We start from the raw sequence: 22773 nt of genomic DNA, 5'->3' as shown, positions 1-22773 counted from the left end.
CCGAAAGCGTGTTTCGCGGGTGGCTCAGGCGTTGAGGGCCGCGTTCACGACGTCCTTCGCCTCCGCCTGGATCTGTGCCAGGTGCTCGGCCGACTTCAGCGACTCGGCGTAGATCTTGTACTTGTCCTCGGTGCCCGACGGACGGGCGGCGAACCAACCGTTCTCGGTGGTGACCTTCACGCCACCGATCGCCGCGCCGTTTCCGGGGGCCTCGGTGAGTACCGCCGTAATGGGCTCGCCGGCCAGCTCGGTGGCGGTGATGTCGGCCGGCGACAGCTTCGAGAGCCGCGCCTTCTGCTCGCGATTGGCGTCCGCGTCCACGCGTGCGTAGTAGCTGCGACCGTACTTGGCCTCCAGGTCGGCGTAGTGCTCGCTCGGGGTCTTCCCGGTCACCGCAAGGATCTCGCTGGCCAGCAGGTCGAGCAGGATGCCGTCCTTGTCGGTCGTCCAGGTCGACCCGTCCAGCGCCAGGAAGGACGCTCCAGCCGACTCCTCGCCGCCGAAGCCCATGTCGCCGGAGATCAGGCCTGGGACGAACCACTTGAAGCCCACAGGGACCTCCACCAGCTCGCGTCCGATCTCGGCCGCGACCTTGTCGATCATGGAGCTGGAGACCAGCGTCTTGCCGACGCGGGCCCGCTCGCCCCAGCCAGGACGGTTCTGGAAGAGGTACCAGATCGCCACCGCCAGGTAGTGGTTCGGGTTCATCAAGCCAGCGTCCGGGGTGACGACGCCGTGCCGGTCGGAGTCGGCGTCGTTGCCGGTGGACAGCTGGAAGTTGTCCTTGTTCTTGATCAGCGAGGCCATCGCATCGGGGGAGGAGCAATCCATCCGGATCTTGCCGTCGGTGTCGAGCGTCATGAAACGCCAGGTCGGGTCGACCTCGGGGTTGATGACGGTGAGGTCCAGACCGAGCTTGTCGGCGATGTAGCCCCAGAATTGCACCGAGGCACCACCCATGGGGTCGGCGCCGATCTTGACGCCGGCCTCGCGGATCGCGTCCAGGTTGATCGCGTTCTTGAGGTCGGTGCAGTAGGCGGTGATGTAGTCGAAGCGCTCGACCGAGCCCTTGGCCTGGTCATAGGGCATCCGCTTGATGCCGGTGGGGTCAGCCATCAGCTCGTTGGCGCGACCAGCGATCCACTTGGTGGCGTCGGTGTCGGCTGGGCCACCATTCGGCGGGTTGTACTTGAAGCCACCATCGCGCGGCGGGTTGTGCGAGGGGGTGACGACGATGCCGTCGGCCTGCGGCTTGCCGGCGTTGTCCCGGTTGTGGACGATGATCGCGCGGCTGACGGCAGGGGTCGCTGTGTAGTCGTCCTCACCCTCGGCCAGCACGTCGACACCGTTCGCGACGAGCACCTCGGTGGCGGTCTTCCACGCCGGGAGGCTCAGCGCGTGGGTGTCCTTGCCGATGAACAGTGGTCCGTCGGTGCCCTGGGTGGCGCGGTACTCGACGATCGCCTGCGTGGTGGCGGCGATGTGCAGGTCGTTGAACTTCTTGTCCAGGCTGGAGCCACGATGGCCCGAGGTGCCGAAGACGACCTGCTGGTCGATGTTCGAGGGGTCGGGGGTGAGGTCGTAGTAGGCCTGCACGACCTCCTCGACCTTGATGAGGTCTTGTTCCTGGGCAGGTTGTCCTGCGCGCTCATGTGCCATGGAACCCATCTTGCACTGCCCCGGGGTTGAGTGACAGGGGACCCGGAGGTGAAAACGCCGGTTGGTGGGCGTGGAAGAATTACCACCATGACCGCTGAGAGCTTCAACCGCCCCGGGGCCGTCGACCTTTCCGCCCTGGGCCAGCCCGCCGCGCCCCAGACAACCGGTCGCGGTGGTGCCAGTTACGTACAGGACCTGGACGAGGCGTCCTTCGACGCCGTCGTGTCGCGGTCGATGCAGTACCCCGTCGTGATCGAACTGCACTCGGCCCGCGCCAATGCCCAAGAGGTCTCGGACGCGCTGATCGCCGCCACGAACGCCGCGGGTGGGAAGTGGTTGCTGGCCCGGGTCGACGTCGATGCGCAGCCGCGGATCGCCGCCGCCCTGCAGGTGCAGGCCGTTCCCACTGTCATCGCAGTGATTGCCGGCCAGGTTGCGCCGCTGTTCCAGGGGACGCGGGATGCCGCTGAGATCCAGGCCGTGCTGGAGCAACTGGGCCAGGTCGCCATCGCCAATGGCCTCACTGGACGGGCCGAGCCGGTGGCGGCCAGCACCGCGGACCAGGCTGGCGCCGACGGAGAAGCAGCGACCCCGCAGGTCGATCCGCGCTTCGCCGCCGCTGACCAGGCCATGGTCGCCGGGGACTTCCCGACAGCCGTGGCCGAGTTCGAGAAGGTGCTGGCCGCCGCACCAGCCGACCAGGAGGCCGTCCAGGGTCTCGCCCAGGCCAAGCTGCTGCAGCGTTCGATGACCTTCGACCCTGCCGCGATCGTCGCCCGGGCGAGCGCCGAGCCCGGCGACGTCGAGGCTCAGCTGCAGGCCGCTGACCTGGAGCTCATCAACGGCGATGCCGTTGCCGCCTTCGACCGGGTTCTCGAGCTGATCCGCGAGAACCGGGACGCCGACCTGCGCGAGCAGCTGCGGCTGCGCCTGTTGGAGCTGTTCGACGCCGTCGGCAAGACCGACCCGGCCGTGCTCAAGGCGCGCCGCAAGCTGTCCACGGCCCTGTTCGCCTGACCTGCGGGCTCAGCAGCCCTCGGGGCCGCACGCCTCGCCGGCGTCGGGCAGGAGCAGGGGAGCGGGCGTGGCCTGCTTCTCCTGCCAGACCTGCGTGAGCGCTTGGATGAAGGCCTCGGTCGGCTGCGCTCCGGAGATGCCGTAGCGATCGTCGATGAGGTAGAAGGGCACGCCCTGGATGCCCAGCGACGAGGCGGTGGACACCGACAGCTGGACGGCTTCGTCGAGCGACTCATCGTCCAGTGCCGAGCGGGCGGCCTGCTCGTCCAGACCTGCGATGCGTGCGATGCGGACGAGTTCATCGTCGTCGCCGATGTCGACGCCCTGCTCGAAGTGCGCCTCCAGTAGTGCACCCTTCAGCCTCGGCACCAGCCCGCCCGCGGAGCGGTCCGGAGCGACGCGGCGGGCGGCCTGCAGCAGCCGGTGTGCGCGTCGGGAGCTGGCCACCACGAGGCGGTCGAAGTCATAGTGCAGGCCCTCGCCGGCGGCGACCTCGGTCACCTGCGCCAGCATCTGGGAGACCTGCTCGGCCGGGATCTTCTTGCGCTCGGCGAGGTACTGCGCCTCGGTGCCGTCGTAGTGGCTCGGCAGGTCGGGGTCGAGCAGGTAGGAGTGGTACTCGACGTGGATCTGGTCGGCAAAGGGCAGCTGCTGGATGGCACGCTCAAAACGGCGCTTGCCGATCAGGCACCAGGGGCAGGCGATGTCGGACCAGATGTCGATGCGCAGGGTCATGATGCGCAGCGTATCGACGCCGACAAACCCGGGATCGCCAGCCGCACCGGCTCAGACCGGGATGCCATCCTCGGTGAAGCCTCGGAAGCCATCCACCAGCAACGCGATCCGTCGGGCGGACAGGGCAGTGACGTGCTGCGCGACATCTGCCGGATCAAGCCAGTGGATGGCACGGATCTCGCGCTCCTCGCGGATGAACTCGTCCATCACGCTCTGCTCGAGCACCCCACCGTCCCAGATGAACTCGACGGCATCGCTCCAGCCCAGGTAGGGCGGCAGCCAGTCGACCAGTGCTGGGGCACCCAGCCGGACGGACATGCCGAGCTCCTCCAGGACTTCGCGCTCTGCGCCCACCCGCGGTGGTTCGCCCGGCTCGACCACCCCGCCGGGCAGTTCCCAGTCCTTCTTGTAGTGCGTCTCCAGCAGCAGCACCCGTCCGTTGCCATCGCGGAAGAAGACGTGGCCGATCATGCGTTTGGTCGGCAGCACGGTGTCCATCACGGACGAGAAGGTGTCGGGCGCATCGACCGAGTCGGTGTCCAGCCGCGCATAACGGTCGACGTCGACGTGGTCACCGGTGCCGACGTCCATCGCCGCACGAGCCCGGCCCTCGCGACGGAAGCCTGCGCGGTGCAAGGCATGGCGGGCCATCGGGTCGGTGGTCGGGATCGACACCTCAAGGCGGCGCAAACCCTTCTCGCCGAACAGGTCGGTGGCGGCGAGGGCCACCGCCCGGGCCAAGGTCTCGACGTCGGTGGAGCCATCCCACATCAGGACGCCGACGACGCCGTTCACCTCAGCCCGGACACTGAACTCCTCTGCCATGGATCAGGCCAGACCGGTGTCGCCGGGCAGCGCCGCGGTCGCCTTCGGGTCGTACTTCAGCCAGATCGCTCCCAGCGGCGGGATGCAGACCGTCGCGCCCGGCCCGTCACCCCATGGCGCGGCACCCTCGCGGGCGATGACCTGGCCGTAGTTGCCGAAGTTGCCGTCACCGTCGTACTCGGGGGAGTCGGTGTTCAGGATCTCCTGCCAAACGCCGGCCCGGGGCAGATTGATGCCGTAGGTGTTGTGCGGGTCGGCCGAGTAGTTCACCAGGCAGGCGACCATCTCGCCGGTGGAGGAGTGCCGGATCCAGCTGAAGGTGTTGCCCTGGGCGTCGTCGCCGTTGATCCAGCTGAAGCCGGCAGGGTCGCTGTCCAGTTCGTGCAGCGCCGGCTCGTTCACGTAGATCTCGTTCATGTCCTTGAACAGGCGCTTCAGGCCGCCGTGGCCCCACATGTCCGCGGTCCACCAGTCGAGCCCGCGCTCCTCGCTGAACTCGGCGCGCTGGCCGAACTCCTGGCCCATGAAAACCAGTTGCTTGCCGGGGAAAGCCCACATGTAGGCGTAGAAGGCGCGCAGCGTCGCGAACTTGCGCCAGTCGTCCTGCGGGACCTTGGTGAGCATCGATCCCTTGCCGTGCACGACCTCGTCGTGGCTGATCGGCAGGATGAAGTTCTCCGAGTAGGCGTAGACCATCGCGAAGGTCATCAGGTGGTGGTTGTACTGGCGGTGCACCGGGTCTGACTCGACATAGCGCAGCGAGTCATTCATCCAACCCATGTTCCATTTGAAGCCGAAGCCCAGACCGTCGTGGTGCACAGGCCGGGTGACGCCGGGGAAGCTGGTCGACTCCTCGGCGATCATCAGGACGCCGGGGTGGCGCTCGTAGAGGTGCTTGTTGACGTAGCGCATGAAGTCGATGGCCTCGAGGTTCTCGCGCCCGCCATAGACATTCGGCACCCACTCGCCCTCCTTGCGCGAGTAGTCGAGGTACAGCATGGACGCCACGGCGTCGACGCGCAGGCCGTCGATGTGGAACTCGGTGATCCAGTACAGGGCATTGCTGACCAGGAAGCTCTTCACCTCGTTGCGGCCGTAGTTGAAAATGTACGTGCCCCAGTCCATGTGCTCGCCCTGGCGCGGGTCGGCGTGCTCGTACAGGTGGGTGCCGTCGAAGTTGCCGAGCGCCCACTCGTCCTTGGGGAAGTGGCCGGGCACCCAGTCGAGGATGACGCCGATGCCGGCCTGATGCAGCTTGTCGACGAGGTGGCGGAAGTCGTCCGGACGTCCGAAGCGGCTCGTCGGGGCGAAGTAGCCGGTGACCTGGTAGCCCCAGGAGGGCTCGTAGGGGTGCTCCGCGACGGGCATGAACTCGACGTGGGTGTATCCCTGCCACTTGACGTAGCTGACGAGTTCCTCGCATAGGTCGAGGTATGACAGCCCCTTGCGCCACGAGCCGAGGTGCACCTCGTAGACGCTCATCGGCTCCTGGTGGGCCTTTGACTGCTCGCGGCGGGCGATCCACTCCTCATCGTCCCAGATGTACTGGCTCTGGTAGACGATCGACCCGGTCGAGGGGGCCGACTCGCAGAACTTCGCCATCGGGTCGGCCTTCTCGCGCCAGACACCGTCGGGCCCCTGGATGCGGAACTTGTAGACCGTGTCGGTGCCTCGCTGCTCGATGAAGCGGCTCCAGACACCGGTGCCGGGCAGACGGTACATCTCGTCCCCCGACCAGTAGTTGAAGTCACCGATCAGGCTCACGGCCTGTGCATTCGGTGCCCAGACGGAGAATCGCGTGCCGGTGACCGTTCCACCGTCGTCGGTGGGGATGGTCACGACCTCGGCGCCGAGCCGCTTCCACAGCTCGGTGTCACCGCCGGAGTGGAAACCCTCCATGTCCCAGCCGGTCAGGCCGCCCGCCAGGTCATATCCCATGTCAGTTCTCCTCGTCCGCGGCCGGGCCCGCGTGGTTGGTCCCGGAAGTCAGGGGGTAGTTCCCAGCGCGGCTGGGTACGATCGAGCTGATCGCGCTCATCGGGATGGGCAACCAGTCAGGCCGGTTGCGCACCTCGTAGACCACCTCATAGGTGGCCTTGTCCGCCTCGTAGGCGCTGAGGACGTCAGCCTCACCGCCCCGTGGTTCGCCGTAGGCGCCCAGGAAGGCGGCCCGCACGTCGGCCAGCCACTGCCGGGCCGCCGGGCCGGTCGGGTCGTCGCTGCCGGAGGTGGCGTAGCCGAAGGACCGCAACATGCCGGCCACGTCTCGCCAGGGCGAGTCGGGTAGCCGGCGCTCGGCCAGCGTCTTCATGGGCTCGCCCTCGAAGTCGATGATCCGCCAGCCATCGGGGGTGCGCAGGGTCTGCCCGAGGTGGAAGTCACCGTGGATCCGCTGGGCCGGCAGGCGGTGCCCGGCCAGACGCCCGAAGACCTGGACCAGACCATCGCGGTGGTCCGAGAGCACCGGTGCCGCCTCGATCGCCTCGTCGAGCCGGCGGGCCATCGTGGCGGCGACCTCGTCACCGTCGACGGTCGTGGTGTCGAAGGTGTCGTGCAGGGCGGCGTGCACCTCGGCCAGGGCTTCGCCCAGGGCAGCCGCCTCTTGACTGAAGTCGGCACCACTCGCGCAGGCCTCGCGGGCCATCACGAAACCGTCGGCTGCGTCCTGCAATTGCTCGACGACCATCGCATAGTCGGTCTCCACCGGCTCCTCACCCTCGGCTGCGGGCAGCTCACCGGCGACCCAGCCGTACAGGCGCGCAGCAGAGCCGACCGAGGCGCGGCCCAGGGCGTCGTGCACCTGGATGTCGAGGTTGCGTCCGGGCTCCAGCTTGCGGAAGAGCTTGAGGATCGCGACGTCGCCCACCATCACATTGGTGTTCGACTGCTCACCGCCATAGACGCTGAGCGGCAGGTCGGCAGCAAGACGTCGCCCGTCCGGGATCACCGGCTGCCACTGCTCGTCCTGGGCGCCGTCGAGCAGGCTCGCCAACAGCACCTGCAGCGCCGCCGGGACCCTCGTCGCGTCGTGCGCAATGCCCTCGGACGACGGCCCGAGGACGCCGGCGGGCTGCTCGGCGTCGCTGTAGGCCACCAACAGCTGGTAGTGCTCCTGGGAACCGTCGGGGTAGCGCCAGGTCGCGACCTCGGGGCGCACTCGCACCCCATCACGCTCACCCAACCAGCGCAGACCGACGACCCGCGAGACCTCGCCACCGCGTCCCTTGCCACCGAACCATCGGGCAGAACCGACGTGCTCATTGAGCCAGCCGGGCACCTGCTCCATGGCACCTGACGTCATGGCACCTGACGTCATCGACCCGGCCGTCATCGGGGCGTGACGCGCAGGATGTGCGCGGGATTGGCAGGGGTGAGCTCGACCCAGTTGCGCGAGCCCCAGGTCCAGGTGTTGCCGGTCAGCTCGTCGGTCACCTCGAGCATCGCGTGCGGGTCCAACCCGAGCGCGGACATGTCGAGGTAGACGTCGGTCGTCTGCGGGTTCCAGGGGTCCAGCGAGCAGACGACGATGACCCGGTCGTCGCGGTCCATCTTGGAGAACGCGATCACCTGGTCGTTCCAGGCCGAGTGGAAGTCGATCTTGCGCAGCTGCTGCAGGGCGCCATGCTCCCGGCGAATCCGGTTCAGCGTCCCGAGCAGCATCGACAGGTTCGGCTGGGCATCCCAGTCACGCGGGCGGTACTCATACTTCTCCGAGTTCAGGTATTCCTCGCCGCCAGGGCGGAAGACCTCGTGCTCGCACAGCTCGTAGCCGGAGTAGACGCCCCAGCTGGGCGACATCGTCGCCGCCAGCACGGCCCGGATCGTGAAGGCGGCCGGGTTGCCCGAGTGCAGGAACGCCGGGTTGATGTCGGGCGTGCTCGGCCAGAACGACGGACGGAAGCAGTGCGCCGACTCGCGCGCCAGCTCGAGCGCGTAGTCGATCAGCTCCTGGCGGGTGTTGCGCCAGGTGAAGTAGGTGTAGCTGAGGTGGAAGCCCACCTTGCCCAGCGCCTTCATCATCTCCGGACGGGTGAAGGCCTCGGCCAGGAAGATGACCTCCGGATTGGTGCGGTGCACCTGGTCCAGCAGCCAGGCCCAGAAGTCGACGGGCTTGGTGTGCGGGTTGTCGACCCGGAAGACCGTGACGCCGCGGTCGATCCAGAAGCGCAGGATGCGCAGCGACTCGTGGTAGATGCCGTCCCGGTCGTTGTCGAAGTTGATCGGGTAGATGTCCTGGTACTTCTTCGGGGGGTTCTCCGCGTAGGCGATCGTGCCGTCGACGCGGGTGGTGAAGAAGTCCGGGTGCTCGCTCACCCAGGGATGATCGGGGGAGGCCTGCAGGGCGAAGTCGAGGGCGATCTCGAGCCCGAGCGCCTTGGCCTTGGCGACGAAGTCGTCGAAGTCCTCCAGGGTGCCGAGGTCGGGATGGATGGCGTCGTGCCCACCCTCGGTGTTGCCGATGGCCCACGGCGATCCAGGATCGAGTTCGGAGGGCTCGAGGGAGTTGTTGCGCCCCTTGCGGAAGGCGGTGCCGATCGGGTGGATCGGGGGCAGGTAGACGATGTCGAAGCCCATCGCGGCGGCGGCCTCGAGGCGCTCATGGCTCTTGGCGAAGGTGCCCGAGTGCCACACCTTCTTCTCCTCGTCCCACCACGCACCCTGCGAGCGCGGGAAGAACTCGTACCAGGACGAGTAGAGCGCACGCTTGCGGTCGACGCGCAGGGGGAACTCCTGGGTCGCTGAGACCAGCGCGCGGGGACGGTAAATGTCCATCGCCGCAGCGAGCGCGCCCGAGTTGACAGTCTCCAGCAGGGATTCGACCGGTGCTTCGGGCAGCATCATGTCGATCTTGGCCTGCAGTTGCTTGGCGGTGGTGGTGTCGCCGGCAGCCTCGGCTGCCTCGGCCGCCTGCGAGACGACGTGGACGAACTCCTGGCAGGCCAGGGGAACGTCGACCTCGGCGGTGAAGCGGGCCACGCAGTGGTGGTGGATGGTCGCCCAGTCGTCCGACCAGCCCTCGATCCGGAAGGTCCAGTCACCCTCGGCGTCGGGGCACACCCAGCCCTCCCAGATGTCGAGGCCCTTCGGTTCGAGCTGCTTCATGCCGAAGGAGAGCTCGCGCCCGTCGGGGGAGCTGAGCACGGCGGTCGCGTTGACACAATCGTGACCTTCGCGGAAGACATTCGCGGTGACCGGGAACCACTCGTCAACGACGGCCTTGGCGGGGTAGGCGCCCCCCTCGATGACCGGCTCCACATTCGCGACCGGGATGCGTCCAAATCCCGGGATCGGCTGGACGGCTTGTGATTGCGTCGCCTCGACCGGTGCAGGTTCGGGGCTGGCGCTGGTGGGGGCGGGCGCCGGGGCGGCCCGCCGGGCGGCGGACTGCGGCGACGTACCGGGCGCGGGGCTGGGGCTCTTCGGCGAGGTGCTCACGCGCCCAACCTACCGGGGTGTATGCCGCCTGTCATGGGCCTCCAACCGTGGGTGCCACCCAGTCCCCAATTGGTCTCGGAACTTCTGTACGCTGGCCCGGTGTCTGAAACCATGAACACTCCCAGCAGGCCTGACCTGCGCTCCAATGCGAGCTTCAGCGTGACCAAGGGCAAGGGCCCCGAGTTTGCCCCGACCCACCCCTTCGCCCTCGCGCCGGTCGGTACTCCGCCGGTCAGCGTGGACGGATTCACGAAGGAGTTTCTCCGCGAGCTCAACACCGGCCAGGGGGTGACCCTGAGCGAGGCCACCGAGAACGATCTGTACCTGTCCCTGGCACGCACCGTGCGCAACTACCTGATGGGACGTTGGCTGGAGACAGCTCGCCAGCAGCGCGAGAATCCCAACAAAGCCGTCGGCTACCTGTCGGCCGAATACCTGCTGGGTCGCCAGCTGGACAACAACCTGGCCTCCACCGACCTGACCAACATCGTCGTCGAGGCGCTGCAGGGCTGTGGCATCGAGCTCGACACCCTGCGCCAGGCCGAGGTCGAGCCAGGTCTGGGCAATGGCGGCCTCGGTCGTCTGGCTGCCTGCTTCATCGACTCGCTAGCCACCATGAACGTCCCGTGCATCGGCTACGGCATCCGTTACGAGTACGGCATCTTCCGTCAGACCTTCGTCGACGGACGCCAGGTCGAGCAGCCCGACTCCTGGCTGACCATGGGCTCGCCGTGGGAGTTCCCGCACCCCGAGCACAATGTCCAGGTCAACTTCGGCGGGCACACCGTCCACAGCACCGATGACAAGGGCAACGAGCTCGTCAACTGGGTGCCCGACTGGAATGTCAACGGCATCCCGTACAACTACATGGTCCCGGGCTACCGCAATGACCGTGTGAACACTCTGCGCCTGTGGAGCGCCCAGGCCACCCAGGCCTTCGACCTGCAGATCTTCAACTCAGGTGACTACGCCCAGGCCGTCCGCGCCCAGACCTTCGCCGAGAACATCTCCAAGGTGCTCTACCCGGAGGACTCCACGCCCCAGGGCAAGGAGCTGCGCCTGCAGCAGCAGTACTTCTTCGTCGCCTGCTCGCTGCGCGACTTCATCGACAACGTGCTGCCGGATGACTTCGACCTGCACGAGCTGCCGAGCCGGATCATCTTCCAGATGAACGACACCCACCCGGTGATCGCGGTCCCCGAACTGATGCGCATCCTCGTGGACGAGGAGGGCTTCGCCTGGGACGAGGCGTGGGACGTCACCAAGCGCTGCTTCGCCTACACCTGCCACACCCTGCTGCCCGAGGCCTTGGAGGTGTGGTCGGTGGAACTGCTCGGACGCCTGCTGCCGCGCCATCTGGAGATCATCTACCGGATCAATGACGACTTCCTTGAGGAGGTCCGCGAGGCCTTCCCCGGCGACGAGATGCGTGCTCGCCGGATGTCGATCATCGCCGAGTACCCCGAGCGGTCGGTTCGGATGGCCTTCCTGGCCACCGTCGCCGGCTCGAAGGTCAACGGCGTCGCCGAGCTGCACAGCCAGCTGCTGCGTGACAAGGTGCTGCCCGACTTCAGCGCGATGTGGCCGGAGAAGTTCACCAATGTCACCAATGGCGTGACGCCGCGCCGCTTCATCCGCCAGGCCAACCCAGAGCTGGCGAACCTGATCAGCTCCACCATCGGCAAGGGCTGGGTGAACAAGCTCGACCGGCTGCGCGAACTGGAGCCCTACGCGGAGGATCCCGAGTTCCGCAAGGCCTTCCGTGACGTCAAGGCGGCAAACAAGAAGCGCTTGGCCGAGCTGCTCGTCGTGCGTGACGGCATCGAGCTGGCCGACGACCACATGCTCGACGTGATGGTGAAGCGCCTGCACGAGTACAAGCGCCAGTCGCTGAAGCTGCTGCACATCGTGACCGTCTACAACGAGGTGCGCGAGGGGCGCATGGCCGCCTCCGAGGTCACCCCGCGCACGGTCATCTTCGGCGCCAAGGCCGCCCCCGGCTACCGGATGGCCAAGGACACCATCCACCTGATCAACAAGGTGGCCCAGGTCGTCAATGACGACCCGGTGCTGGAGGGACGACTGCGCGTCGCCTTCCCGGCCAACTACAACGTCACCCTCGCCGAGAAGCTGATCCCGGCCGCAGACCTGTCCGAGCAGATCTCGCTCGCCGGTATGGAGGCCTCGGGGACCGGCAACATGAAGTTCGCCCTCAACGGCGCCCTCACCATCGGCACGGACGACGGCGCCAACGTCGAGATCCGCCAGCACGTCGGTGACGAGAACTTCTTCCTGTTCGGCATGACCGAGCCGGACGTGGCGCAGCTCTCGGCGCAGGGCTACCAGCCCGGCAGGTACTACGAGTCGGACCAGCGCCTGAGGGGTGCGCTGGACCTCATCGCGTCCGGGCACTTCTCCGGTGGCGACCGTTCCGTGTTCGAGCCGCTGGCTGCGAACCTGCTGCACGAGGACCGTTTCATGGCGCTGGCCGACTACAGCTCCTACCTGGACGCCCAGGCCAATGTCGAGGCCTACTACGCGGACGAGGAGGCGTGGAGCCGTTCCGCGATCCTCAACATCGCCCGCTGTGGTTTCTTCAGCTCCGACCGCTCCATCCGGGACTACATCCAGCGCATCTGGGACACCCCCCCGGTCATCTGACCTGCAGTTCGGCCGGAAGAACAGCGCCCCCGCAACCCGATTTCGGGTTGCGGGGGCGCTGTGCTGGGCCGGGCAGATGGGCGTGGTGAGCTCCACCGAACCGGACTACTGCTCCGGCTGGGCGACGACGTCCTTCGGTTCCGGCGTGGTGCCCGAGGCGGGGGCATTGTCGCCCCTGATGGCAGCCTCGTGGGCAGACTCGGCCACGGCCTGCTCCTGTTCGGGGGTCAGGGCGAGAGTCTCGGACGGCAGGTCGGCCGGGTCGACTGCGTCCTCGCTCGGCGGGGTGACCGGGACCGGGGCGGGGGCCAGGCCCGCGCGCAGCACCGTGACACTGCGTCCGGGAAGCTGGAACTCGACCATCGCCTGGATCGGGTCCGGCGGTAGTTCCTCACGGTGGGCCGTGGTCAACTCGACCGTGTAGCTGGAACCCCACGGCAGGCCGGGATTGCGCACCGTGACCGCACCCTCGGAGCCGTTGAACCAAACCAGGAAGGCGTCCTCCTCGTCCGACAGGTACATGCCCAGGTGACGGCGTCCCGGATCGGTCCACTGCCAGTCGGCCATCTCGCCGTCCCAGCCGTCAAACCAGGCCAGCTGGCCGCGTCCAGTGGGCTGACCGTTGGCGTCCACGACCTCGTCGCGGCCCAAGTAGTGCGCGCTTCGGAAGACCTTGTGGTCGCGGCGCAGGCGCAACAACTCGGCCGTGTGCTCGGAGATGTCACCCCATTCGGTGAGGGTGTCCCAATGCGTCCAGGACAACGGGGAGTCCTGACAGTACGCATTGTTGTTGCCACCCTGGGTGCGTCCCAGTTCGTCACCCGCGGTGATCATCGGGATGCCGGAGGCGAGCAGCAGGCTCGACATCATGTTCTTGACCTGGCGGTGACGGAAGTCGTTGATGCCGGGGTCGGAGGTTTCACCCTCGACGCCACAGTTCCAGGAGCGGTTGTCGTCCGCGCCGTCCCGGTTGCCCTCACCGTTGTCCTCGTTGTGCTTCATGTTGTACGTGACCAGGTCACGCATGGTGAAGCCGTCATGGGCGGTGATGAAGTTCACCGTCGAGGCGGGGCCCCGTCCGTCGTGGTTGAAGATGTCGGGGGAGCCCGCCATCCGGGTGGCGAGGGTCTGGACGCCGCCGATGGAGCCGCGCCAGAAGTCGCGGAAGAAGTTGCGGAACTGGTCATTCCACTCACTCCATCGAGGTCCCCAGTTGCCGACCTGGTAGCCGAAGGGGCCGACGTCCCAGGGCTCGGCGATCATCTTGATGCCGTCGAAGGTCGGGTCGGCCGCGATGATCTGCTTGAACTCGTGCATCTGGTCGACGTGGTGGTCGCGGTTGCGCACCAAGGTGGTGGCGAGGTCGAAGCGGAAGCCGTCGACGCCCATCTCGCGTACCCAGTAACGCATCGAGTCGATGACCAGGTTGAGCACCCCGGGGTGGGAGGTGTCGACCGAGTTGCCGCAGCCGGTCACGTCGTAGTCATTGCGCTGGTCGGGGGTCAGCCGGTAATAGCCCTGGTGGTCGATGCCACGAAAGCTCAGCGTGGGCCCCTCGTGACCGCCCTCGGCGGTGTGGTTGTAGACGACGTCGATGATGACCTCGATGCCCGCGCGGTGCAGCTTGGTGACCATCTCCTTGAACTCGCTCACCTGCCCACCGAGCGTCGATTCCGAGGCATAGGCGGCGTGCGGGGCGAAGAAGCCAAGCGTCGAGTAGCCCCAGTAGTTCGACAGGCCGCGCCCGACGATGAAGGGCTCGGAGACGAAGTGGTGCACGGGCAACAGTTCGACGGTGTTGACACCGGTCTGGACGAGGTAGTCGATCACCGAGTCGTAGGCCAATCCGCTGTAGGTGCCGCGCAGGTGCTCGGGAACCGAGGGATGCAGCTTGGTGAAGCCCTTGACGTGGGTTTCGAAGATCACGCACTCGTCCAGGGGACGGCGCCGATCGATGGGTTCGGGAGCGGGGGAGTCGGCCACCACGACCGACAGCGGGACGGCCTCGAAGGAGTCACGCGGGTCGAGGATGTAGTTCGACTCGGGTGCGTGGTCAAGGATCGGGCCGGAGTAGTCGACGCCGCCCGTGATGGCGCGGGCATAGGGGTCGACCAAGAGCTTGGCGGGGTTGAAGCGCATACCGGCGTCGGGGTTCCAGTCGCCGTGCACGCGGAAGCCATAGCGCTGGCCGGCCTCGATCCCGGCGATGTGGACGATCCACACACCGTCGGGGTTCATCGCCATGTCGAAGTTGTACTGGCTGCGGTCGGCCGCGACCAGGGCCAGCTCGACGCGGGAAGCGCGCGGCGCCCATAGGGCGAAGCGGCAACCGTCATCCATCAGCTGGGCTCCGAGGACGGACGAGTCCACCGGCTGACGAGTCTCAGGATTCATGAACGTTCAAGCCTTTGCTATTGCGTCCCGGCGGGGCAAGCATCCCTCCGGGTCGTGCTGCCGGAAGCAACCGGGCACGGCTGTTCATTGTGCCAGCTGCCGCAGCCAATCTACGGGTCCAGAACCGGGCCGCGCCGTGAATTGGTCGAAAGTTCGGCTTCCAAGGGCGTGTAGCGTCGCGCCATGGACACCCGAGCCTACCTCGACCATGCCGCCAGCTCACCGCAGCGGGCCGTGGCCACCCAGGTGATGTCGCGGTACCACGACCTCGTCGGGAACCCGGCCGCGCTGCATGCGTCGGGCCGGGCGGCGCGCGCCGTCCTGGAGGATGCCCGCGAACGACTCGCGGCCGCAGTGGGGGCGCAGCCTGGGGAGGTGGTGTTCACCAGCGGTGGTTCGGAGGCCAGTTCGATCGTCCTGTACGGCGCGGCCCGGCGGGAGGGGCGCACCGAAGTGGTGGTCGGGGCGACCGAACATCCTTGTGTGGCAGGGGCGCGGGACGCCCTGGGCGCCCAACTGGTGGCCGTCGACGAGGACGGACGCGTGCGGCCGGAGGCGCTTGCGGCGGCGGTCGGCCAGGGCACCGCGCTCGCCAGCGTCCAACTGGTCAACAACGAGACCGGCCTCGTGCAGCCGGTTGCCGAACTCGCGCAGGTGGCCCGGGCCGCAGGTGCCTGGTTCCACACCGACGCGGTGCAGGCGCTGGGGCACGTGCCCTTCGACTTCGCGGCGCTGGACGTCGACTTCGCGAGCCTGTCCGCGCACAAGGTGGGCGGCCCGGTCGGCATCGGTGCGCTGCTGGTTCGTCGGGGCCTCGAACTGCCTCCCTACGGGCTCGGCGGGGGGCAGGAAGCACGCGTTCGTTCCGGCACGCAGCCGGCGGTTCTGGCTGCCGCCTTCGCGGCCGCCGCTGCCGAAGCGGTCGAACAGCTGGACGCTGAATCGGCACGCCTGCATCGCCTGCGTGAGGACCTCGTCCGACGGTTGCGATCGGACGTCCAAGGGGTGCGGGTGAATGGGGGAGAGACCGTCTCGGCGGCCATCTGCCACGCCACCTTCGAAGGCCTGCGAGCCGACGACCTGTTGTTGCTGCTCGACCAGGCGGGCTTCGACTGCTCCACCGGATCGGCCTGCCGAGCAGGGGTGCACCAGCCGTCCGAGGTGATGCTGGCGATGGGCCGCAGCCTGGACGAGGCCTTGGGATCCATCCGCTTCTCCTTCGGCCCCGGCACGACCGACGATGACATCGACCGCCTGGCTGACGTTCTGCCCGAACTCGTCAGCAGGGCCCGGGTCGCGCACGCGGGGTAGGCTCACGCGTCGTGCGGTGCAGGGCGTGAGGTATGTATGGCGTGAGGGGTAGGGCGTGAGGTGGTTGGCATGAAGGTGCTGGTGGCGATGTCGGGCGGGGTCGACTCGGCCGTTGCGGCTGCCCGGATGGTGGCGGCCGGGCATGAGGTCACCGGCGTCCATCTGGCCTTGAGCAAGAACCCGGCCAGCTACCGCAGCGGCGCTCGTGGGTGCTGCTCGCTGGAGGACTCGCACGATGCACGGCGCGCCGCCGACAAGCTCGGCATCCCCTTCTATGTCTGGGACTTCAGCGACCGTTTCGCGTCCGACGTCGTGGATGACTTCGTCGCCGAGTACGCGGCTGGACGCACCCCCAACCCCTGCCTGCGCTGCAACGAGAAGATCAAGTTCGCAGCCGTCCTCGAACGCGGCCTCGCGTTGGGCTTCGACGCCGTCGCGACCGGCCACTACGCCCGCCTGGAAAACCACGGCGACGAGGTGAGCCTGCACCGCGCCGCCGACCCGGCCAAGGACCAGTCCTATGTGCTCGGAGTGCTCGACCAGCACCAGTTGCGCCATTCCCTGTTCCCCTTGTGCGACACCACCAAGACCGAGATTCGCGCCGAGGCTGCGGCACTGGGTCTGGGCGTGGCCAAGAAACCCGACAGCCATGACATCTGCTTCATCGCAGACGGAGACACCGCCGGCTTCCTGCGCGGCCGGATCGGCACGGAACCGGGTGAGTTCGTCGACGCACAGGGCGTCGTGGTCGGACAGCACACCGGGCACTACCAGTTCACCGTTGGCCAGCGGCGCGGGCTGCGCCTCGGCGTTCCCGCGGCCGACGGACGTCCGCGCTATGTGCTGGACATCGAGCCGGTCACCAAGCGGGTGGTCGTCGGGCCGGAGGAAGCATTGTCGGTGCGGGTGATCGAGGGGATCCGGCCCATCTGGGCGCAGTCCCGTGTCGAGGGCTCCTGGCGTGGTGTCGCGCAGGTGCGCGCCCACGGCGATGCGCTGGCATGCCGGGTCTCCAGCCCGGACCAGGATTCGCTGCTGATCGAACTGGACGAGCCGGTGCGAGGGATCGCGCCCGGCCAGGCTGTCGTCGTCTACGACGGTGACCGCGTCGTCGGCTCTGCCACCATTGCCCATGCCCGGGCGGTTTCGGCTCGTGACGACGGGGTGTCTTGATGCGCGCGACCGGCCTGGGTTCGTTGCCCGGCACCGACATGCCCGCTGCGCTGGGGATGGCGCTCGGCACCGGTTCGCCGTGGTTGCCGGAGCTGCCTGCCCGTGGTCCCGGGGCCGGCATGATCGGGCGGACCACGGCCGTCCTCGAAGGTCTCGGAGCAGACCTCCAGCCGCAGGGCTGGCGGCTGATCGACGGTTCCGGCGCTGACCACGCACGCGCGCGCAGCACGCTGCGTCATGACCTGGATGACCTGGAGGAGGCTGCCCAGGGCCATGCGGGCCCGGTGCGGGTGACGATGAGCGGCCCGTGGACGATGGCTGCCTGCGTCGAGCGTCCCCGTGGAGACCGGGTGCTGGCCGACCATGGCCTGCGCCGCGAGCTGGCCGAGTCGCTGGGGATCGGGTTCGCTGACCTGCTTGCCGAACTGGGCAGGCGGTTGCCCGAGGTCTCCTTTACAGCCCAACTGGATGAGCCCTCGCTGCCGGCCGTCCTGGCGGGTCGGGTACCCACCGCGTCCGGCTTCTCCCGGCACCGCAGCGTGGACGTCCCGATGGCGGTCGACCTGCTGGCCCGCGTCGTGCAGCCGGTCAAGGCCGTCGTGGACGAGGTGACGATGCACTGCTGCGCCCCCGGACTGGACCTGGACGTGCCCGACAAGGCAGGTGTCCACGTGCTCGCGCTGCCGACGGCCAACCTGAGCGCAGCTCAGTGGGACCAGCTGGGCCCCTGGCTGGAATCAGGACGTCGGCTCGCGCTCGGCGTGGCGGACACGCCGGTGCCCGACCAGTTGCCGGGCGCCGATGCCGTGGTCGCCCGGGTGCTGCGGATCGCCCGGCCGTTGGGCCTCGACCCAGCCGTCTGGGTCGAGAAGGTCGACCTGTCCCCCGACTGTGGTCTGGCCGGATGGTCAGAGCTGGGAGCTGGACGTCTCCTGGAACAGCTGGAGCGCGCCGCGGAGTTGTTGCCCGAACAACTCACCCGCTGTCAGCCCGGCTAAGCTGGCCGCGTGCGCATCCTCACCGACCTCGACCTGAACAGCTCCTCGCCCCGCGCGTCGGAACTGGGGCAGGCGACGCCGGTCCGGGTCCACCCCCGGCTGGGGGAGTGGGGGCCGGAAAATGTGCCCACCACCCGCGCGAAGAAGCGCCAGCGCGTGCTTTCGGTCGTCGTCTTCCTCGCGGTGCTGACCGCGTTGTGCCTGCTCGGCTGGTTCTTCTACCGCGCGCTCAACGGGCTGCTCTGACGCGATCGGCCTTGGCGGTCGAAAGCTGCGTCCGTCCCCAGACTCAGGGCCTTGTTGACCGGTTCGGGTCGGTGTCGTGAGGACGTCTCGGGCCTAGACGAGGCCGGACAGGTGCTGCAGCCGACGGACCTCTGAGTCCAGGAACTCGGGACCACCCACTCGCCCCAGCACGACCGCCCGGCCACCGCTGACCGGGGCGTGGGCGCACACAGCGTCCCCCCAGTTCGGCAGCCAGCCCGAGTCCAGCTCCACCCGTCCGGGCCTGGTCAGGTCACCCAACAACGCCAGCGATGCAGCGTCCAACTCGGGTGCCTGCTCGCTGCCCGCGACGACTCGTCCGCCAGCAAGGTCGACCACCGCAGCCCACTGGCAGTGGAAGACCGCCGGCGCCTCGGTGGCGAGCACCTCTGCCGCGCGGGCAGGAGCGGCCACCATGTGGTCGATCAGTTCGATGTCGGACTCGATGCCCCAGCTCTCCGGGTAGCGGGAGATCCACAGCACGCGTACGCCCTCCAAAGCGGTGCATGCGCTGACCAACTCGTCGTGCGGAACCGAGGGCGGCAGGTCGAGCATGAAGTCGTCGACGACCTGGGCCCCACCCTTCTCGACGATCTCGACCGCGCTGATGTCGGCACCCACTGCACCCATGGCGGACGCGACCATTCCCAGGGCACCGGGAACGTCGGGGAGGCTCACTCGCAACAACAGCACCCTGACATCCTGCACCATGTCGACATCCGTACCGCCCGGGCGCACTACGGCGGACAGGTGCCCGACACCAGTCCACTACGATGGTGAGGCGTACGTCCCGACCCAGGTGCGTGCGCCCGCAGTACCCAATCCAACATCACAGGAGTGCACATCGTGGCCCTCACCAGAGATGACGTGGCGCGCCTCGCGGCGCTGGCCCGCATCGAGCTCGGCGATGCCGAACTCGACCACCTGGCCCCACAGCTCGACCTCATCCTCGAGTCCGTGGGCCGGGTGACCGAGGCCCCACTGGACGGCGTCCCGCCCACCTCGCACCCCGTGCCGTTGACCAATGTCTTCCGCGCCGACCAGACGCGTCCCTCCTTCCCGGTGCAGGCGCTCCTGGCCGGCGCGCCGGCGAGCGAGGACGATCGTTTCCGCGTTCCCCGGATCCTGGACGAGGAGGCATGATGAGCACGATCAGCCACGACCTGTTGCACGCCTCCGCGCTGCAGCTGGCCGAATGGATTCGTACCGGTGAGCACACCTCGGTTGAGGTCGTCACCGCCCACCTGGACCGGATCGAGGCGGTGGACGAGAAGGTCAACGCCTTCATCTCCACCAACCGTGAGGCCGCCCTGGCCGCCGCCGCAGCGGTGGACGCCAAGGTCGCAGCAGGTGAGGAAGTCGGCCCGCTGGCTGGCGTTCCGATCGGTGTCAAGGACCTGTTGTGCTGGCAGGAACTTCCGACCACCGCCGGCTCGAAGATCCTCGAGGGCTGGACCCCTCCCTACGACGCCACCATCGTGCGCCGCCTGCTGGACGCCGACCTGGTGATCGTGGGCAAGACCAACCTGGACGAGTTCGCGATGGGCTCGTCGGGCGAGAACTCTGCCTACGGACCCACCCGCAACCCATGGGCCACCGACCGCGTCCCCGGCGGCTCAGGCTCCGGCTCGGCCGCGGCGCTGGCCGCCTTCGAAGTTCCGTTGACCATCGGCACCGACACCGGCGGCTCGATCCGCCAGCCCGCCGCGCTGACCGGCACGGTGGGTGTGAAGCCGACCTATGGTGGCACCTCCCGCTTCGGCGTGATCGCGATGGCCTCCTCGCTCGACCAGCCCGGACCCTGCGCCCGGACGGTCGCCGACGCCGCTGCCCTGCACGAGATCATCTGCGGGCACGACGCGAATGACTCGACGTCGGTCCCGGCACCCGTCCCGGACGTCGTCGCAGCGGCCAGCTCCGCAGATGTTCGCGGCCTGAGGGTCGGCATCGTGCGCGAGCTGGGCGGGGAGGGTTTCGCACCCGACGTCCGCGCCCGCTTCGACGAGGCCGTCGCGACCCTGACCGCGGCCGGTGCCGAGGTCGTGGAGGTCAGCTGCCCGAACTTCGACTACGCGCTCGGCGCCTACTACCTGGTGATGCCGGCCGAGGCGAGCTCGAACCTGGCCCGCTATGACGCGATGCGCTACGGCCTGCGCGTCGGGGACGACGGCACCCGCTCGGTCGAGCAGGTGATGCGCCTCTCGCGCGCCGCGGGCTTCGGCGACGAGGTCAAGCGCCGGGTCATCCTGGGCACCTACGCACTGTCGTCCGGGTACTACGACGCCTACTACGGCTCCGCGCAGAAGGTCCGCACGCTGGTGGCCCGCGACTTCGAGGCCGCCTTTGCCCAGTGCGACGTGCTCGTCTCGCCGGTCGCCCCGACCACCGCTTGGCCGCTGGGGGAGAAGTTCGACGACCCGGTGGCCATGTACGCGGGCGACCTGTGCACCATCCCGGCAAACCTGGCCGGGCTGCCTGCCGCCAGTTTCCCCTGTGGCCTGGATTCGGCCGGCCTGCCGGTCGGCTTCCAAGTGATGGCCCCGGCGCTGGCCGACGACCGCCTCTACCAGGTGGGCGCCGCTCTGGAGCAGGCATTGCAGACCCAGTGGGGCGGGCCCCTGCTCGACCAGATCACCCTGCTCGACCAGATCACCGCTCTTGACGAGAACACCCAGCAGGAGGCACGCGCATGAGCGACGAACTGCTCGACTACGACGACGTGATGGCGGCCTACGACCCCGTCCTGGGCCTGGAGGTGCACGTCGAGCTCAACACCGCGTCCAAGATGTGGTGCGGCTGCTCGACCAAGCCGGGACAGGCACCCAATACCCAGGTCTGCCCGGTCTGCCTCGGCCTGCCCGGATCGCTGCCGGTGGTCAACGCGAAGGCCGTGGAGTCTGCCATCCGGATCGGGCTGGCGCTCAACTGCGACATCGCCGAGTGGTGCCGGTTCGCTCGCAAGAACTACTTCTACCCTGACATGGCCAAGGACTACCAGATCAGCCAGTCCGACGAGCCGATCTGCGTGGACGGCCATGTCGACGTCGAGGTGGACGGGGAGACCTTCCGGGTGGAGATCGAGCGCGTCCACATGGAGGAGGACGCCGGCAAGCTCAGCCACCAGGGCGGTTCCACCGGACGCATCAACGGCGCTGACTACTCGCTGGTCGACTACAACCGCGCTGGCGTGCCGCTGATGGAGATCGTCACCCGTCCCGTCCGTGGGCTCGGCGCCAAGGCCCCCGAGGTCGGACGTGCCTACATGACCCACCTGCGGGAGCTGATGCGCGCGCTGGGAGTCTCCGAGGCGCGCATGGAGCAGGGCAACATGCGCTGCGACGCGAATGTCTCGCTGATGCCCAAGGGCAGCGACGAGCTGGGCACCCGCACCGAGACCAAGAATGTGAACTCGCTGCGCAGCGTCGAGAATGCGCTGCGCTACGAGATCCGTCGCCAGGGTGCGGTGCTGCAGTCCGGTGGACGTGTGAAGCAGGAGACCCGGCACTGGCAGGAGGCTGAGGGCACCACCTCGTCCGGACGTTCGAAGGAGCAGGCCGAGGACTACCGCTACTTCCCCGAACCCGACCTGGTGCCGGTGGCGCCGAGCCGGGAATGGGTCGAGGAGCTCCGGGCGACCCTGCCCGAACCACCCAGCGAGCGCCGGGCGCGCCTCCAGCGGAGTTGGGGCTTCACCGACCTCGAGATGCGCGATGTGCTGGGCAATGAGGGCGCGATCGACCTGATCGACGCGACGGTCGCGGCCGGCGCCAGCCCTGCCAGCGCCAAGAAGTGGTGGCTGGGTGAGCTGGCCCGTCGTGCCAACGAGACCGGCGTCGCGTTGGACGAGGTCGGCATGAGCACCGCGCAGGTCGCGGCGCTGCAGCAGCTCGTCGAGGCTGGGACGATCAACGACAAGTTGGCCCGCCAGGTGATCGACGGCGTGATCGCCGGCGAGGGTGACCCGTCCGAGGTCGTCGAGACCCGTGGCCTGGCGGTGGTATCCGACGACGGTGCGCTGGGCGCGGCCATCGACGAGGCGATCGACGCCAACCCCGACATCGCGCACAAGATCCGCGACGGCAAGGTGCAGGCCGCCGGCGCGCTGATCGGCCAGGTGATGAAGGCGATGAAGGGCAAGGCCGACGCAGCCCGCGTCCGGGAGCTGGTGCTCGAGAAACTCAGCTGAGGGCTCCCCGACGACGTGGCCGCACGACGCGGACACCGGGTGGTTCTGCCTGCTGGAAACAGAAGCAGGGCCATCCGGTATTGCGGGACGGGGCTTGCGGAGCCATGATGGGTG

At 68.1% G+C, this 22773-nt stretch carries 16 protein-coding genes and 1 pseudogene; 9 read left to right on the top strand and 8 right to left on the bottom strand.

Annotation, left to right across the window (positions count from 1 at the left end; genetic code table 11):
- Window positions 1-24: 24 nt before the first annotated feature.
- Window positions 25-1659 (bottom strand): phosphoglucomutase (alpha-D-glucose-1,6-bisphosphate-dependent), encoded by a 1635-nt coding sequence (pgm, locus tag ABD089_RS10000; protein ID WP_343886216.1) that lies wholly within the window; start codon window positions 1657-1659, stop codon window positions 25-27.
- Between the two features lie 87 nt (window positions 1660-1746).
- Here pgm and ABD089_RS09995 point away from each other — a divergent pair, with 87 nt between their 5' ends.
- Window positions 1747-2676, top strand: a complete 930-nt coding sequence (locus ABD089_RS09995) for a co-chaperone YbbN (protein WP_343886215.1) — start codon at window positions 1747-1749, stop codon at window positions 2674-2676.
- A 9-nt stretch (window positions 2677-2685) separates the two neighbouring features.
- Here the strand turns inward: ABD089_RS09995 and ABD089_RS09990 are convergent, their stop codons facing one another.
- Genes ABD089_RS09990 through ABD089_RS09970 form a run of 5 tightly spaced genes read right to left on the bottom strand, consistent with a single transcriptional unit; the run spans window position 2686 to window position 9672 of the window.
- A complete protein-coding gene (locus tag ABD089_RS09990) occupies window positions 2686-3411 on the bottom strand; it encodes a DsbA family oxidoreductase (RefSeq protein ID WP_343886214.1) in 726 nt (241 codons plus the stop codon).
- Between the two features lie 51 nt (window positions 3412-3462).
- Window positions 3463-4236, bottom strand: coding sequence for an NUDIX hydrolase (locus ABD089_RS09985; protein WP_343886213.1), 774 nt, complete (start codon window positions 4234-4236; stop codon window positions 3463-3465).
- A gap of 3 nt (window positions 4237-4239) precedes the next feature.
- Window positions 4240-6174, bottom strand: a complete 1935-nt coding sequence (glgB, locus tag ABD089_RS09980) for a 1,4-alpha-glucan branching protein GlgB (protein WP_343886212.1) — start codon at window positions 6172-6174, stop codon at window positions 4240-4242.
- Window position 6175: 1 nt separating this feature from the next.
- The gene (locus tag ABD089_RS09975; RefSeq protein ID WP_343886211.1) at window positions 6176-7537 is read right to left on the bottom strand and encodes a maltokinase N-terminal cap-like domain-containing protein; all 1362 of its coding nucleotides are present in this window, start codon (window positions 7535-7537) and stop codon (window positions 6176-6178) included.
- 26 nt (window positions 7538-7563) lie between these two features.
- On the bottom strand, window positions 7564-9672 hold the full coding sequence (locus ABD089_RS09970) for an alpha-1,4-glucan--maltose-1-phosphate maltosyltransferase (protein WP_343886210.1): 2109 nt from the start codon (window positions 9670-9672) through the stop codon (window positions 7564-7566).
- Window positions 9673-9771: 99 nt separating this feature from the next.
- On the opposite strand from ABD089_RS09970, the gene ABD089_RS09965 reads away from it, so the two are divergent.
- Window positions 9772-12333: a glycogen/starch/alpha-glucan phosphorylase gene (locus ABD089_RS09965; RefSeq protein ID WP_343886209.1), complete on the top strand. Its 2562-nt coding sequence runs from the start codon at window positions 9772-9774 to the stop codon at window positions 12331-12333.
- Between the two features lie 279 nt (window positions 12334-12612).
- Here the strand turns inward: ABD089_RS09965 and glgX are convergent.
- Window positions 12613-14727 (bottom strand): annotated as a pseudogene (glgX, locus tag ABD089_RS09960) (glycogen debranching protein GlgX); the annotation flags it as partial.
- A 183-nt stretch (window positions 14728-14910) separates the two neighbouring features.
- Between glgX and ABD089_RS09955 the strand changes: the two are divergent.
- The 4 genes from ABD089_RS09955 (at window position 14911) to ABD089_RS09940 (ending at window position 18455) form a co-directional block, all read left to right on the top strand.
- Complete coding sequence (locus ABD089_RS09955) at window positions 14911-16038, top strand: cysteine desulfurase family protein (protein ID WP_343886208.1); 1128 nt, start codon at window positions 14911-14913, stop codon at window positions 16036-16038.
- Window positions 16039-16107: 69 nt separating this feature from the next.
- Window positions 16108-17211, top strand: coding sequence for a tRNA 2-thiouridine(34) synthase MnmA (mnmA, locus tag ABD089_RS09950; protein WP_343886207.1), 1104 nt, complete (start codon window positions 16108-16110; stop codon window positions 17209-17211).
- Window positions 17211-18209, top strand: a complete 999-nt coding sequence (locus tag ABD089_RS09945) for a uroporphyrinogen decarboxylase/cobalamine-independent methonine synthase family protein (RefSeq protein ID WP_343886205.1) — start codon at window positions 17211-17213, stop codon at window positions 18207-18209. The genes mnmA and ABD089_RS09945 overlap by 1 nt, the downstream gene beginning before the upstream one ends.
- Window positions 18210-18218: 9 nt before the next feature.
- A complete protein-coding gene (locus tag ABD089_RS09940; RefSeq protein ID WP_343886204.1) occupies window positions 18219-18455 on the top strand; it encodes a hypothetical protein in 237 nt (78 codons plus the stop codon).
- Between the two features lie 93 nt (window positions 18456-18548).
- Here the strand turns inward: ABD089_RS09940 and ABD089_RS09935 are convergent, their stop codons facing one another.
- The gene (locus ABD089_RS09935) at window positions 18549-19160 is read right to left on the bottom strand and encodes an ACT domain-containing protein (protein ID WP_343886297.1); all 612 of its coding nucleotides are present in this window, start codon (window positions 19158-19160) and stop codon (window positions 18549-18551) included.
- A 159-nt stretch (window positions 19161-19319) separates the two neighbouring features.
- Here ABD089_RS09935 and gatC point away from each other — a divergent pair, with 159 nt between their 5' ends.
- The 3 genes from gatC to gatB are packed head-to-tail and all read left to right on the top strand — an operon-like array spanning window position 19320 to window position 22659.
- The gene (gatC, locus tag ABD089_RS09930) at window positions 19320-19616 is read left to right on the top strand and encodes an Asp-tRNA(Asn)/Glu-tRNA(Gln) amidotransferase subunit GatC (protein WP_425560032.1); all 297 of its coding nucleotides are present in this window, start codon (window positions 19320-19322) and stop codon (window positions 19614-19616) included.
- Window positions 19616-21166 carry an Asp-tRNA(Asn)/Glu-tRNA(Gln) amidotransferase subunit GatA gene (gene gatA / locus ABD089_RS09925; RefSeq protein WP_386769621.1) on the top strand — a complete coding sequence of 517 codons (1551 nt, stop codon included), beginning with the start codon at window positions 19616-19618 and terminating at the stop codon, window positions 21164-21166. The genes gatC and gatA overlap by 1 nt, the downstream gene beginning before the upstream one ends.
- Window positions 21163-22659, top strand: a complete 1497-nt coding sequence (gene gatB / locus ABD089_RS09920; RefSeq protein ID WP_343886201.1) for an Asp-tRNA(Asn)/Glu-tRNA(Gln) amidotransferase subunit GatB — start codon at window positions 21163-21165, stop codon at window positions 22657-22659. Before gatA ends, gatB begins: the two co-directional genes overlap by 4 nt.
- Window positions 22660-22773 lie beyond the last annotated feature (114 nt).

It is taken from the genome of Luteococcus sanguinis, assembly GCF_039527675.1.
Taxonomy (GTDB): Bacteria; Actinomycetota; Actinomycetes; order Propionibacteriales; family Propionibacteriaceae; genus Luteococcus; species Luteococcus sanguinis.
The sequence above is the reverse complement of the archived record's forward strand: the minus strand, read 5'-3'. Positions and strand labels throughout refer to the sequence as shown.

Excerpts from the sequence above, each read along its gene's own strand:
- mnmA (WP_343886207.1), top strand. The coding sequence starts at position 16,108 with ATGAAGGTGCTGGTGGCGATGTCGGGCGGGGTCGACTCGGCCGTTGCG.
- gatA (WP_386769621.1), top strand. The coding sequence starts at position 19,616 with ATGAGCACGATCAGCCACGACCTGTTGCACGCCTCCGCGCTGCAGCTG.
- ABD089_RS09955 (WP_343886208.1), top strand. The coding sequence starts at position 14,911 with ATGGACACCCGAGCCTACCTCGACCATGCCGCCAGCTCACCGCAGCGG.
- glgB (WP_343886212.1), bottom strand. The coding sequence starts at position 6,174 with ATGGGATATGACCTGGCGGGCGGCCTGACCGGCTGGGACATGGAGGGT.
- ABD089_RS09995 (WP_343886215.1), top strand. The coding sequence starts at position 1,747 with ATGACCGCTGAGAGCTTCAACCGCCCCGGGGCCGTCGACCTTTCCGCC.
- pgm (WP_343886216.1), bottom strand. The coding sequence starts at position 1,659 with ATGGCACATGAGCGCGCAGGACAACCTGCCCAGGAACAAGACCTCATC.
- ABD089_RS09985 (WP_343886213.1), bottom strand. The coding sequence starts at position 4,236 with ATGGCAGAGGAGTTCAGTGTCCGGGCTGAGGTGAACGGCGTCGTCGGC.
- ABD089_RS09990 (WP_343886214.1), bottom strand. The coding sequence starts at position 3,411 with ATGACCCTGCGCATCGACATCTGGTCCGACATCGCCTGCCCCTGGTGC.
- gatB (WP_343886201.1), top strand. The coding sequence starts at position 21,163 with ATGAGCGACGAACTGCTCGACTACGACGACGTGATGGCGGCCTACGAC.
- ABD089_RS09975 (WP_343886211.1), bottom strand. The coding sequence starts at position 7,537 with ATGACGTCAGGTGCCATGGAGCAGGTGCCCGGCTGGCTCAATGAGCAC.
- ABD089_RS09945 (WP_343886205.1), top strand. The coding sequence starts at position 17,211 with ATGCGCGCGACCGGCCTGGGTTCGTTGCCCGGCACCGACATGCCCGCT.